General features: G+C 62.3%; 13 protein-coding genes. All 13 read left to right on the top strand.

Annotated features, from left to right (window positions below; translation table 11 throughout):
• The first annotated feature begins 486 nt into the window (after positions 1–486).
• On the top strand, positions 487–897 hold the full coding sequence (locus tag FHR97_RS04885) for a DVU3141 family protein (protein WP_183382653.1): 411 nt from the start codon (positions 487–489) through the stop codon (positions 895–897).
• Positions 897–2,609 carry a polysaccharide biosynthesis/export family protein gene (locus FHR97_RS04890; protein WP_183382654.1) on the top strand — a complete coding sequence of 571 codons (1,713 nt, stop codon included), beginning with the start codon at positions 897–899 and terminating at the stop codon, positions 2,607–2,609. The genes FHR97_RS04885 and FHR97_RS04890 overlap by 1 nt, the downstream gene beginning before the upstream one ends.
• Positions 2,610–2,678: 69 nt before the next feature.
• Positions 2,679–3,488, top strand: coding sequence for an ABC transporter permease (locus FHR97_RS04895; protein WP_183382655.1), 810 nt, complete (start codon positions 2,679–2,681; stop codon positions 3,486–3,488).
• A gap of 4 nt (positions 3,489–3,492) precedes the next feature.
• Positions 3,493–4,374, top strand: coding sequence for an ABC transporter ATP-binding protein (locus tag FHR97_RS04900; RefSeq protein WP_183382656.1), 882 nt, complete (start codon positions 3,493–3,495; stop codon positions 4,372–4,374).
• A 25-nt stretch (positions 4,375–4,399) separates the two neighbouring features.
• Entirely contained in the window at positions 4,400–5,479 is a 1,080-nt protein-coding gene (locus tag FHR97_RS04905; protein ID WP_183382657.1) for a KpsE/RkpR family capsule polysaccharide export protein, read from the top strand.
• Between the two features lies 1 nt (position 5,480).
• The gene (gene rfbB, locus FHR97_RS04910; RefSeq protein WP_183382658.1) at positions 5,481–6,596 is read left to right on the top strand and encodes a dTDP-glucose 4,6-dehydratase; all 1,116 of its coding nucleotides are present in this window, start codon (positions 5,481–5,483) and stop codon (positions 6,594–6,596) included.
• Positions 6,571–7,443, top strand: coding sequence for a dTDP-4-dehydrorhamnose reductase (rfbD, locus tag FHR97_RS04915; RefSeq protein WP_183382659.1), 873 nt, complete (start codon positions 6,571–6,573; stop codon positions 7,441–7,443). Before rfbB ends, rfbD begins: the two co-directional genes overlap by 26 nt.
• Before the next feature lie 84 nt (positions 7,444–7,527).
• Positions 7,528–8,406 carry a glucose-1-phosphate thymidylyltransferase RfbA gene (gene rfbA, locus FHR97_RS04920; RefSeq protein WP_183382660.1) on the top strand — a complete coding sequence of 293 codons (879 nt, stop codon included), beginning with the start codon at positions 7,528–7,530 and terminating at the stop codon, positions 8,404–8,406.
• Positions 8,407–8,434: 28 nt separating this feature from the next.
• Positions 8,435–8,992, top strand: coding sequence for a dTDP-4-dehydrorhamnose 3,5-epimerase (gene rfbC, locus FHR97_RS04925; RefSeq protein ID WP_183382661.1), 558 nt, complete (start codon positions 8,435–8,437; stop codon positions 8,990–8,992).
• 3 nt (positions 8,993–8,995) lie between these two features.
• The gene (locus tag FHR97_RS04930) at positions 8,996–10,066 is read left to right on the top strand and encodes a sugar-transfer associated ATP-grasp domain-containing protein (protein ID WP_183382662.1); all 1,071 of its coding nucleotides are present in this window, start codon (positions 8,996–8,998) and stop codon (positions 10,064–10,066) included.
• The gene (locus FHR97_RS04935; protein ID WP_183382663.1) at positions 10,066–11,241 is read left to right on the top strand and encodes a hypothetical protein; all 1,176 of its coding nucleotides are present in this window, start codon (positions 10,066–10,068) and stop codon (positions 11,239–11,241) included. The genes FHR97_RS04930 and FHR97_RS04935 overlap by 1 nt, the downstream gene beginning before the upstream one ends.
• 11 nt (positions 11,242–11,252) lie before the next feature.
• Entirely contained in the window at positions 11,253–12,404 is a 1,152-nt protein-coding gene (locus tag FHR97_RS04940; protein ID WP_183382664.1) for a sugar-transfer associated ATP-grasp domain-containing protein, read from the top strand.
• Positions 12,405–12,494: 90 nt separating this feature from the next.
• A complete protein-coding gene (locus FHR97_RS04945; protein ID WP_183382665.1) occupies positions 12,495–13,883 on the top strand; it encodes a hypothetical protein in 1,389 nt (462 codons plus the stop codon).
• The last annotated feature ends 14 nt before the right edge of the window (positions 13,884–13,897 follow it).

Consider the following 13,897-nt stretch of genomic DNA (forward strand, 5'->3'; position numbering starts at 1 on the left):
TCCATGATCCTGAGCCTGCCGCCTGTCCATGTAGAGGCCTTGTCCAGGCACCGCTCAGGGAGACGCCGTCCACCCAACGACGAAGGACCGATTTATTGTGTATGTATTAGCAGACTTTCATGTTGGCAATTGGCGACATCTTGGCTTAGGAGACGGGCGTGTTTGCTCCAATGTATGTCTTGGCAGTCAGAGGTGTTTGCAAGTGACGACTGATCAACTTAGGAATCAGTGCATCCGTTACCGTTGGGCTGGAGATGGGTATTTCTCCTACGTAGGATTAGCCCGGATCAGCGGGCAGCCTTCAGTGTTGGCCCGGACGTCAGGATGACATCCATGTGGTCAGGGCAAGGGAATGCGCCCGTTACAATCCTTGGGCGGTAGCGTGTCTGAAAGCCTTAGCCCTCGCCTACCATAGTTACTATTCGAATTCCCGACACCTGAATATCGAGACCATTCCAGGTGTCATCATTGACATAGAGACTCACCATGCCAACGATTGCCCATCTTCTGCTCTCCCGGCCGGCCCGGTGCGGCCTGGCAGTCATGGGATGCTCTCTACTGCTGAGTGGCTGTGCCGCCTTGGGCGGATTCCCCGGCTCGAAGCCGGGCGGCGTCGTCGATGGTGGCCAGGGGCAAACCCTGGATGAGAACCTCAGTGGCTTCCTCGCCCAGGCGCCTGTCGGTGCCGTGATCACGCTGGCCGAGAGTCCTTGGGGTCGTGACGTCGAGGTCATGGCGGACGAGCCCTATCACGCCGCCAGCGGTCGTGAGTGCCGCAAGCTGCAGGTCATCTCGGCGAGTGACGCTACCCGTCGAGTGGTGGCCTGCGAAACCGAAGAAGGCTGGGAATCCCAACGCCTGGTTACCGACATGCTGAGTGCAGGGAGTACTCGCTGATGCTCCAAGTGAAACGCTGTTTGCCCCTGCTCATCGGTCTGCTCTGTGCGTTGCTGGGATCCTTGGCCCAAGCCCAGACGGTTAACCCGTCCAGCGGCATCCTGCCGGAGCAGCAGCAGAAGCGGGACTCCTCCGCGTCCGAGGAGGTGGATGACACGCCGCGTGTCGACTGGCGCAGTGGCACCGTGGGTCCCGTCCCTCAGGACCGCCTCGACGAGGCCGCCGATCGACTCCCTCCCTTCGGGGCCAACCTTTTCGAGGGGGGCTTTCGCGGCACCATGGCCGACGGACTGACGCCCGGCTATCGCGTCAAGCCCGGGGATCAGGTCACTCTGCGTGCCTGGGGAGCCGTCGAGATCGATCGCGTACTGACCGTCGATGCCCAGGGCAATATCTTCATCCCCAGCAGCGGCCCGCTGGCCGTGCAGGGACAGAACAGTCAGGAGCTCGACAGCGCCGTACGCCAGGCGATTCACGACGTCTATCCGGACAACGTGGAGGTCTACACCAACCTGCAGGGTGTCCAGCCGGTGGGGGTGTTCGTGACCGGTTACGTGGACAACCCCGGCCGCTATGCCGGTACCCCGAACGACTCGCTGCTGTACTTCCTCGACCAGGCCGGTGGCATCGACAACGAGTTGGGCAGCTACCGCAAGATTCGTGTGGTGCGCGACAACCAGACCGTTGCCCGGGTCGACCTCTATGATTTCCTGATCGATGGTGCGATTCCCCGCCCGCAGTTCCGTGATGGTGACACCATCATCGTGGAAGAGCGCGGCCCCTCCCTGGCCGTCGTCGGCGACGTGCAGCGCGAGTATCGCTACGAACTCATCGGCGATCGCCTGACCGGCGCCGAAGTGACCAACCTGGCGCGGCTCAAGGCCGGGGTGTCCCATGTGCTGGTGCGTGGTTCCCGCGCTGACGGTCCCTTCGCCCGCTATTTCCCGCTCGACGACTTCAACGGCCAGACGGTGCGCAGCGGTGACGAGGTGACGTTCAGCGCCGACCAGCGTGACGAGAGCATCGTCGTCCAGGTGGAGGGCAGCTACTATGGACCCTCCCGCTATGCCCTGCCGCGTAACGCTCGCCTGAGCGAACTGCTCGACGCCATCTCCGTGCCGGAAGACATGACGGCCGTGCACAGCGTCTCCCTGCGTCGCGAAAGCATCGCCGAGCAGCAGCGACAGTCTCTCGAAGACAGCTTGCGACGCCTGGAGACCACCTACCTGGGGGCGCCGACCCGTACCGACGAAGAAGCCCGCACCCGCGTCAAGGAAGCCGAGCTGATCGAGCGCTTCGTCGAACGTGCCGGTGAGGTCGAGCCGTCTGGCCGCCTGGTCGTCGCCCGGGGTGATCGCATCAGCGACATCCGACTGCAGGACGGGGACGTGATCACCATTCCCGAGAGCAGCGACTCCGTCCTGGTCAGCGGCGAAATCGTGGTGCCCCAGGCGGCGGTCTACGACCCTGGCTCGAGCGTGCGTGATTACATCGAAGCGGCCGGCGGCTTCACCCAGCGCGCCGACGATGACCATATCCTGGTGGCGCGCCAGAACGGCGCCGTGGTCAATGCCGACGACGTTACCCTGCGACCCGGCGACGAGATCCTGGTGATGCCCAGGGTGCCGAGCAATAATCTGCAGCTCGCCTCCACCATCACCCAGATCCTCTACCAGATCGCCGTGGCCGCCAAGGTCGCTCTCGATATCTAACGTATCGGGCCGATACCGCCCGAGGCGGCGGTTCGCCCGGTGGGGCCGAGCTCCTCAAGGTAGTGCCACATGCCCGAATCCAACTCATCGACCGACGGTGTCCGTACGCCTTGGCAGGTCGCGCGCAGCGTCTGGTTCGCGATGTTCATGCGCGAAACCATCTCGCGCACCATGGCGGACCGCTTCGCCTGGTTCTGGATGATCTTCGAGCCGGTCGCCTTCGTCGGTATCTTCATCGCGATACGCAGCATGATCCGCGGTGACCGCTTCGTCATCGGCGCCGATTTCATTCCCTGGCTGATCGTCGGGTTGATGGGGTTCTTCCTGTTTCGGGAGGGGATGAACCGTCCGGTGGGGGCGATCGAAGCCAATCAGGGCCTGTTCGCCTATCGTCAGGTCCTGCCGATCGACCCGGTGCTGATCAGGGTCGTCCTCGAGGGACTACTGCGTACCTTCATCTTCCTGATCTTCATCGTGGGTGGGGTCATGCTGGGCCTCGACCTCTATGCCGACCTGCCCATGTTCGCGATGTGGGCCTGGCTCTCGCTATGGGCCCTGGGAGCCGGGGCGGGGCTCACCCTATCGGCGGCCGCCGCCCTGGTGCCCGAGATAGGGCGCATCGTGAAGATGATCTCGCTGCCCTTGATGCTGATCTCCGGCGTGATCATCCCGATGAGCCTGAAGCCCTATCACATCCAGCAACTGATGCTCTACAACCCGATCGCCCATGCCATCGAGTTCCTGCGGCTCGGCTTCTTCGAGAGTTACAAGACCGTGCCGGGCATCAGCATGCTGTACGTCTGGTTGTTCGCACTGGCGCTGATCGCTCTGGGGATGATCCTTCATCTGCGCTTCGCGGAGGAGTTGAAGGCCAAGTGATCTCATGATCGAACTCAACAGGCTCTATAAGCGTTACCACAACCACCGCTACAACGACTGGGTGCTCAAGGACGTCAACCTGACGATCCCCAGAGGGGTGAGCGTCGGACTGGTGGGCCCCAATGGTGCGGGAAAATCGACGCTGCTGCGATTGATCGGCGGCATGGATACGCCCGAGCGGGGAGAGGTGAAGCGCCGCTGCCGCGTCTCCTGGCCCATCGGCCTGACCGGAGGGTTCAAGGGCTCCATGACCGGGCGCCAGAACGTGCAGTTCGTGGCACGCGTGCATGGCGGCGGTGGGCAGGGCGTCAAGCGAATCATCGAGTTCGTCGAGGAGTTCGCCGAGATCGGCGGTGCCTTCGACCGCCCGGTGCAGACCTACTCCTCGGGGATGCGTTCGCGTCTGGCCTTCGGGCTTTCGCTGGCGTTCGACTTCGATGTCTACCTCTCGGACGAGGCCACGTCGGTGGGGGATCGGGCCTTCAAGGCCAAGGCCAAGCAGGCCTTCCGGGATCGAGTCGGCAAGGCGAGCTTGATCATGGTCTCACACGGTGAGTCCATCCTTCGGGAGATGTGCCAGGCTGGCATTTTCCTCCATCAGGGGCGGGCCCAGTGGTTCGACGAGATCGACGACGCGATAGCCGCCTATCACGACACCTCCGGCATGCCAGATCCGGCGCCGTTACGGGAGGCCAGGAAGGCGACCTGGAAGGCGCGCAAGGAGTTGCGGGCCGCCAAGGCGGACCATGCCCAGGCACGAGCCGAGGGTGCCAGCCAGGCCCATCTCGATACCCTGACGGCATCGATCAAGCGCAAGCGCGAAGAGCTCCGGCAACACAAGGCGACGCTCGCCGCCTTCAAGGAGCCGACCGATGACGATGATTGACGTTTCTTTTCGATAAGGTCCCTGGATGAAAGCAATCTTTAGGCGTAACTCCTACTGGGGGTTATGTATTGTCGCGATCGTGCTGGTGAGCGCCTACTGGGTGTTCTGGGCGACGGATCGCTACGTGTCCCGCACGGTGGTCGTGCTGGAGAGCCCGCAGATCGCCTCTCCGGAGGTGTCGTTTGCATCGATCCTCGGCGGCGGCGGCTCGAGCGATCTGCTGCTGTTGCGCGAGCACCTGCTGTCGGTCGACATGTTGCGTCGGGCACAGGAGCAGCTGGATCTTCGCGAGCACTACTCCAGCCATGGCGATTTCTTCTCGCGGCTACGTGATCCCGATGCCCCCATCGAGGACCTGCACCGCTACTACCAGCGCCGGGTGAAGATCGACATGGACGAATATGCCAAGGTGCTGAAGATCGAGGTGCAGGCCAATACCCCCCAATTCGCCCACGACCTCGCTGCTCTGCTGCTCGAGGCCGGCGAGCAGCATATGAATGAGATGGGGCAGCACCTCGCCGAGGAGCAGGTCCGCTTCCTCGAGCAACAGTTGGGGCGACTGGAGGGGCGGCTGGATAAGGCCCGCGCCGATCTCCTCGACTATCAGAACGAACACGGCCTGATCTCGCCGATCAAGACCGTGGAGAACCTCAACCAGGTCGTTGCCACCCTGGAGGGGGAGCTGGCCCGCTTGGAGGCACGCCGCAGTGCCCTGGCCTCTTTCCACAGTGCCCAGTCGGCCGAGATGGTGCGCATCGAGAGTGAGGTAGAGGCCTTGCGCGAGCAGATCGGCAAGGAGCGGGGCCGCCTTGCCCAGGTGGCGGGTGATTCACTGAACCGGGTCTCCTCGGAATACCAGACCCTGGAGCAGCGAGCCAAGTTTGCCCAGGAAACCTATTCGAGTGCCATGGCCGCCCTGGAAAATACGCGCATCGAAGCGGCCCGCACACTCAAGCAGGTCTCCGTGCTGCAGAGCCCGGTGCTCCCCGAATACGCCACCGAGCCGCGTCGGTTGTATAACGCGACGGTGTTCGGCATCGTCGCCCTGTTCGTGACCTTCATCCTCAATATGCTGATCCTGATCGTGCGCGATCATCGCGACTGATATGGCCAAGACCTTCTTGATCACTGGCGGGGCGGGCTTCATCGGTTCCGCGGTGGTGCGTGAACTCATCGGCAACACCGACCATCGCGTGGTCAGCGTCGACAAGCTGACTTATGCCGGCAACCTGGCGTCGCTGGAGCCCATCGCCGACAGCCCGCGGCATGTCTTCGTCCGGGCCGATATCGGCGATGTCCCTGCCATGCAGCAGGTCTTCGAGCAGCATCGGCCCGACGTGGTCATGCACCTGGCGGCCGAGAGCCACGTCGACCGTTCCATCGAGGGGCCGGCCGATTTCATCCACACCAACCTGGTGGGCACGTCGGTGCTGTTGGAAGTCTCGCGCGGCTACTGGACGGCGCTGAAGGGCTCCGTCCCGGAGAAGGCCGCCGACTTTCGCTTCCATCATGTGTCCACCGACGAAGTGTATGGCGACCTGGATGGCGCGGAGGGGCTGTTCGCCGAAACCACCCCCTATGCACCGAGCTCACCCTATGCGGCCAGCAAGGCCGGCGCCGACCACCTGGTGCGCGCCTGGCACCGCACCTTCGGCCTCCCCACGCTGGTCACCCATTGCTCCAACAATTACGGGCCCTACCACTTTCCGGAGAAACTGATTCCGCTGATGATCCTCAACGCCCTGGCCGGCAAGCCGCTGCCGATCTATGGCGATGGCCAGCAGATTCGCGACTGGCTCCACGTGGAGGATCACGCCCGTGCACTGATCAAGGTGGCGATGCAGGGGCGGGCAGGGGAGACCTACAACATCGGCGGCCTCAACGAGAAGAGCAATCTCGAGGTCGTCGAGACGATCTGTGACCTGTTGCAGGAACGGGTGCCGCAGGATACCCGTTACCGTGACCTCATCACCTTCGTCGCCGATCGCCCTGGCCACGACAGACGCTACGCCATCGATGCCGGCAAGATCGCGCGCGAGCTGGACTGGGTACCACAGGAGACCTTCGAGAGCGGGCTATGCAGGACCGTCGAGTGGTACCTGAGCAACGAGGACTGGTGGCGGTGTATCCAGGATGGCAGCTATCTGGGACAGCGCCTCGGCCTGACCGACGCCTTTGATGACAGGGATGACCGCCATGAACATTCTGGTTACCGGGGGTAGCGGCCAGGTCGGCTTCGAACTGCAACGTCGGCTCAGCCCGCTCGGCAGGGTGCTGGCACCGAGCCGCGCCGAGCTGGACCTGACCGACTCCAGGGCCGTCAACGCCTGGCTCGAGACAACCCGTCCCGAACTGATCGTCAATGCCGCCGCCTATACGGCGGTCGACAGAGCCGAACGCGAACCGGACCTGGCACGGCGCCTGAATGCCGAGCTACCCGCCCAGCTGGCCGACTACGCCGAGGCGCACGACCTGCGGCTGGTCCACTTCTCCAGCGATTACGTCTATTCCGGCCACGGCGATACGCCCTGGCGAGAAGACGATGTCCCCCAACCGCTCAACGTCTATGGCCGGACCAAACTGGAAGGCGACCGGGCCATTCAGCTGAGCGGCTGCCAACACCTGATCTTCCGAACCAGCTGGGTCTACAGTGCTCATGGCAGCAACTTCATGCAGACCATGCTGCGGTTGGGGCAGGAGCGTCACCGGCTCGAGGTGGTGGCGGATCAGATCGGCGCGCCGACGCCGGCATGTCTGCTGGCGAAGGTCACTGCCCAGGCCCTCCAGCGGCGGCTGGAGAGTGGCCTCTATCACCTGGCCCCGAGGGGAGCGACGGGTTGGCATGGCTTCGCCCGGGCGATCTTCCGGCACGCCATCGCCCAGGGGCTGCCCCTGGCCATCTCTCCCGACGGGGTGATTGCTATCCCCACGGCCGACTACCCCACCCCCGCCACTCGCCCGCTCAACTCGCGCCTGTGCCTCGACAAGCTCGAGGAGGCGCTGGATGTGGCGCTGCCGCATTGGGAAGACCCGCTCGTCTCGACGCTGGCCGAGTCGCTGAAGCGCTAGCGGCTGGCCAGTTCGAGTGATGCGGTATCGCGGCGACAACCACTCGCAGGTGCCCGATGGATCGGGCAAATGAGGTTTGACAGCATGCAACGCAAAGGCATCGTACTGGCGGGCGGCACCGGCAGTCGGCTCTATCCCATTACCCATGGGGTGTCCAAGCAACTGCTGCCCATCTACGACAAGCCGATGATCTACTACCCGCTATCGGTCCTGATGCTGGCGGGGATACGTGACATTCTGATCATCTCGACCCCCGACGACTTGCCTGCCTTTCAGCGCCTGCTGGGCGATGGCGAGCAGTTGGGGGTATCCCTCGAATACGCCGAGCAGCGCTCGCCCAATGGCCTGGCGCAGGCGTTCCTCATCGGCGAACGTTTCATCGCCAATGACCCCGTGAGTCTCGTGCTGGGTGACAATATCTTCCATGGCCAACACTTCACTGGACAGCTCCAGCAGGCGAGCCGGCAGCAGCGGGGCGCTACCGTATTTGGCTACTACGTCAAGGACCCCAAGCGCTTCGGTGTGGTGGAGTTCGATGGCGAGGGTCGCGCGATCAGCATCGAGGAAAAGCCCGCCCGCCCCCGATCCCAGCATGCCGTTACCGGGCTCTACTTCTACGACAACGACGTCATCGAGATCGCCAAGGGGGTGAAGCCCAGCGCCCGTGGCGAACTGGAGATCACCTGCGTCAACAACGCCTACCTGGCGCGTGGCGACCTGCATGTGGCAAGCCTGGGCCGTGGCTTCGCCTGGCTGGATACCGGTACCCACGACAGCCTGCTGGAAGCGGCTCAGTACGTGCAGACCATCGAGCACCGCCAGGGACTCAAGATCGCCTGCCTGGAAGAGATCGCCTGGCGCAACGGCTGGATCGACGATGAGGCCCTGGTCCGACGCGGCCAGGCACTGGCCAAGACCGGCTACGGTGACTACCTCCTGACCCTTGTGAACCCGACTCCGTAGGCGCCCGATTCCTCGGGCGAAGACCGCTATGCATGCCCAACCCCTCTCCATTCGCGATGTCATCCTGCTCACCCCCGAGGTCCATGGCGATGAGCGTGGCTTCTTCATGGAAAGTTTCAACCAGCGCGATTTCGAAGCCCTCACCGGTGTGAGCACCACCTTCGTGCAGGATAACCATTCCCGCTCCCGTCAGGGGGTACTGCGCGGCTTGCACTATCAGGTACAGCGGCCCCAGGGCAAGCTGGTGCGAGTGCTGGCCGGCGAGATCCTCGATGTCGCCGTGGACATCCGTCGCGACTCCGCCACCTTCGGCCAGTGGGTAAGCGCGCGCCTATCCGCCATCACGCACCAACAGCTCTGGGTGCCGGAAGGCTTCGCCCATGGCTTTCTCGTACTCAGCGAGCAGGCCGAGGTGCTCTACAAGACCACCGACTATTACGCCCCTCGGGGTGAGCGCGCCATTCGCTGGGACGACCCCGCGCTGGCTATCGATTGGCAGCGTGCCGACTGGAGCTGGGGTGGCGAACCAACCCTCTCCACCAAGGATCGTCTTGCCGCCGATTTTCACACCAGCGAGATCAATTGAGCCATGTTCAGCGGATACCACCAGTCCATCCATAACGCGCGGGATGGTGAGGCCTTGCAGGCCTGGAAGTCCTTCTCGCTCGCCTACTGGGAAGAGCCGGGTTTCGGGCTGTCCGAGGACCTCCAGCAACGGCTCTTCCATGCCGGCTTCCTGCGCAGCCGCTGGGCGCTGTACGACATGGCGGAACATGGCGCCGACGGCTACCTCAGTGACTTCCAGGCCATGCGCCTGCAGGCGGCCAATGCCAAGTATCAGACGGTCATGGCCGACCGGGTGCTGTGCTCACACGTGGTGAGCAACTATTGCCCGGCCCCCGAGATCTACTGCGTGGTCACTGCGGAAGAGGTGCAGTGGGTCGCGGCCCCCTGGTGGCACCAGGACGACCATGCCCCGGGAGAATTGATCGTCCACCCCATGCAGAGCGGCGCTGCCATGCCCTATCAGCGGGTGGCATTGCGCGAAGGGCGCTTCCATTCGGCCCTGGGGGAAGGCGGAAGCGACGAGTTGGTGAGCAACCTGCAGCAGCAGGCACGGCAGCATGGGAGTGCCTATGTGGTGAGCGAACACGTCTCCCAGGGGGCGTTCGCCGAAACCCTGGCGCCCGGGCACCTGAACCTGCTGAATGTCCTCCTGGTGCGTGAGCAGCACGAATGGCGGCCGCAACTCGCCTCCGCGACCCTGCTGATCGGTCGGCAGGGCAAGGATGGCGAGGCCGCCTTGCGCGTCGAGGAGGGTGCCCTCAGTGCCGCTATCGACCACCAAACGGGCCTGATCACTGCCTGCAAGGGGTTGGATGAGGGCCGTCGGGCCTTGACGGACTATGCCGTTCATCCTCAGTCGGGTAGCCGCATCGTGGGACAGTCGCTGCCCGGTTGGCAAGAGATACGCAGGATGCTGATGGCCTTCTTCGACGAAGCCTCCTATCTGCGAACGTGCAACCTCTCCTTCGTGCTTACCGACGATGGGCCTTGCTTCTTCGCCGCCTGCGAGGGGCAACTCGCCACGCACCAGATCCACCGCCCCTTGCTCGATGACCCTTTCATCTCCAGCCATGTCAATCGCTTGGAGTCCTGATGCCGACGCCTGTGACCGACAAGACCAAAAAGACGTTGCTAGAGCTCCTGAAGCATCCGCAAGCCAAGCAGCGCGCCGAAGTCCTGCGAAGTGGCTATTTCAACACCGAGTGGTATCTCGCCAATCACCCGGAGCTTCAGCAAGACCCCAAGGCACTCCGCGACCCGCTCAAGCACTTCATGGTCCAGGGAGCCAGGCAAGGCCTGAGCCCGGGGCCAGGCTTTCATACGGCTTGGTATCTCGACGAGTACGAGGATGTCAGAGACTCGGGTATCAACCCCCTGCTGCACTACCTTCGCCATGGGCGGCATGAAGAGCGGCGCCCCACGCCTCATCTGGCCGGTATCCGCGAGCGCTTGCCCTACTTGAGCGGGGGACGCCATTCACGCGTCATCTACAACACCAAGCGCAGCGCCGATCTCAGCCACGAGGGGCGCGTCAAGCGGCTGGACATGGCGGAGGGCGTCGAAGCCTGGCGGACTTTCAGCCAGGAGTTTCGCCGAGCGGCGCCCAGGCTGTCCCACGACGATGCCGAGTACCTGCACAACCGCGGGTTCTTGCCGGACAAGAAGTCGTTGTATGGCTTGCCGAATTCCCAGGCCGATGCCTACATCAGTGACTTGCAGGCCCAACTGTTGCCACTGGCCAATGGTCATGCCCGCAAGATGCTCGAATCACCCGCCCTGCAATTTCAGCTGTTCAATCGACGCGTCCCCATGCGCCCCCCTGGGGAAGGCGACGACTCGGCCCCACGCCTCAAGGTGCTGGTGATGCTGGACCCGGCGCGTGCGGGATTGATTCCCCTGGCGGCCGTGGTGGCTCGGGCCGAGAGCCAGCATCGCCCCGCCATGAGCCTGAGGCTCTCGCTGAACAGCGGTCGGGTCAAGAGCGTGGTGCGTTACCGGGCAGGCGGCGTGATCTCCGGCCCCGGACGCCCGAAGCCATGGGAGCGGCGGCGTTACCTCGAGCTCTGGCAGCGCAGCCGAGAGGAGATCCTGGCCGTTATCGCCCACAAGCCCATCTTCACTTTCGCCCAGCTGGAAATCGATATCTGCGGTACGGCTCCCCGCCTGATCGAGCTACGCAGCCGACCTTGCGGCGCGGCTTTTCAAGTACATGGTCCCCTGATGCATTCCGAGGCGGCCATCGAATTCATCCGTGAGTTTGGTATCTAGGCTGACGAAGCATGAATGAGTTTGCCATCACTGCGTGCGATCCCGGTGGGTCGGCTCCCTTGCCTGACCTGCCCGAGGACCACCATCGCCACTTCATGGCCAATCTGAGTGGGGTCGAGCGCCTATCGTTGCTCAAACGTTTCACCCTGGATTTCCATGCCGACCCCGACCTGGGGAAGATCAGTGAAGAGCAGGCCGAGCTTCTCTATGAGCGGGGCTTTCTCCCGGAAAAGATACGCCTCTATGGCCTGAACCGTGACAATATCGACCTCTATCTTAGCGACGTGCAACGTTGGTTGACGCGGCTGGTCAACGGGCCCTATAGCATCGTCTTCAACAATAAAGTGCTCTTCACACAGGTCTTCGGGCGCTACTGTCGGGTGCCCGGTATCATCGCCATCTTTCGTAATGGCCGAGCGATCCCCTACGGCGAGTTGTGGGATCGGATTATCAGTGGCCAGGACTCAGGCCGTATGATGGTTGCCAAGCCACTGGGCGGAGGCGGTGGTGGGAGCGTCTATTTCATCCGTACTGACCGGCATCATGCGGTAATAGAGACCAACGATGAGGAGGGGGCCCGTGTCGTCGTGAAGGTCAGCGAGCTCGCCGAAGTGCTCGCGGCTCAAGAGGTCCCCTTCATTCTCAATGATTACATACAGCAAGGTGATTTTACCCAGGCGTTGTTTCCTCTCACTGTCAATACGCTCAGGGTGCTGGTCATCCGTCATCCCGTGACGCGCCAAGGACAGGTGATACGTGCCGTACAACGTATCGGGACTAGCGAGTCCTATCCGATCGACAACTTTTCGTTGGGCGGGCTCAGTGCCGAGATCAATCTTGCCAATGGCGAACTGAGTCATGCCGTCGCTGCTGAAGGCAAGCATGCCGGGAAGCGCTGGGAAAGCCACCCCGACACCGGCGAGAAAATCTCTGAGAAGAGAGTGCCACACTGGGAGGATATAAAGGCGGATATATGTCGACTCTTCGAAAATCTCCCGTATATAAAATATTGCGGATTCGATCTCATTATTGATGATGATGGCTTCATCGTCTTGGAAGGCAATAGTTATAGCCAGGTTCGATTATTCCAGATGAGTAGCCCCTTGCTGGATAACCAGGTGCTGGTGGATTTCTACAAGAGTGAGGGGTTGCTAGTTACATGATTGATGAGTGAGAAAAAACAAATAAAGTTATTGGCAGGAATGGGGGAGTTCTAGAAAGGCAAATGATGGAACGACACGGAGTCTCCAGCAATGATTACTCAAGTTGATATTTTTACATTGAAGAACAAGCCCGTCAGTCGGGCCGACAGGGAGCAGGGTGAGCAGCTCAACGGGAGAGAGTCCGAGGAGTATTCCATCTTCTTCAAGGTCGTGGCCGAGGTGGAAGGGAAGGAGTATATCGGACTGGGTGAGGCAAGGCCCTCCAGCATCAGCTCGGAGACCCTGTCTCGCGCGACTCGCTATGGGAAGAAGCTAGCCCGGGGATTGGCTGGAAAGTCGCTACCCATCCTGGCGGGGGAGCAGGGCTACGCCCACCAGGTGCATGGAGTGGTACAGCAAGTCGTCAGTGAAATCTTCGGTTACACCGAAGAGGGCAATACCCAGCAGCGTCCCAGCCCCTCGGTCTGCTTTGCCGCCGAATGTGCCCTGCTGGATATCATCGCCAAGCATCATGGCGTATCGGTTGCGCAGCTGGTATCCGGCAACAGTGAGCGGGCCGTTGTCCGCAATGTGTTCAACGACCGGCTCAAGAATACCGAAAAGTTACTCGCCGACATTGCGGATGGCAAGGCCGTGGAAGGCTGGCTGCGGCGTGGGCGCCGCATCGGAGCCGACAAGGCCAGCGCTCTGGTGAACTCGCTGTTGTTTGCCTTGAAGGACAAGCAGCACTCACTGGAGGGTATCATCCTCAATGCCGGCCAGCGTTGGCAATTGGAGGAGTGGAAGCGCTTCTGTGACGAGATCTCGCTGAGCGGACTGACCGAGAAGATGGGCGTCGAAGTCGTGGTGGAAGATCCCTTCGCCGAGATTTCCGATGCCTTCTATCGCGAGGCTTTCGCCTATGCCAAGGGCAAGCGGATTCGCATCATGCTGGCCAAGCCGGTGTGGGGTGTCGCGTCCGTGCGTACCCTGGCCCCCTATATGGCCAATGTCGATCTCAAGATAACGCCCCAGAAGGCCGGCGGTTTCCACGAAGTGCTGGAAACCGAGCGCGTGGCCAAGGAACTGGGATTCGACGGTGGGGTGTTCCTCGGGAACCTGCAGAATACCTCCAACTTCACCACCTTGACCATTCTGGCGCTTGCCAAGAGCCTGAGTAACTGTCGCTACTTCCCGGCCACCTTCAAGAGGGAAAAAAAGGTGCGCCTGGTCCACCCGCGGGCCGAAAGGAATGGCACTCAACTGGTGGCGCCGGAAGGAAGCGGTTGGGCAACCAATGTATGCCGCTCCGCCCTCAAGCGGCGCCTGATGTTCCACCGGGCCTATGGGGTAGAGGGGCGCCGGCCTGAGCGCGAGGCGCGCAAGTCACTGCTCAGGAGCGTGTTCGATGATCGCTTCCTCAGCCGTGAATCCGTGGAGAGTCAGCGCTTCAAGTACAGTGACGAAACGTTGGCCAAGGCGCTGCAAGGCGCCAACTGACCGATCGCGCCGGG

The sequence above is a fragment of the Halomonas stenophila genome (assembly GCF_014192275.1).
GTDB classification, from domain to species: domain Bacteria; phylum Pseudomonadota; class Gammaproteobacteria; order Pseudomonadales; family Halomonadaceae; genus Halomonas; species Halomonas stenophila.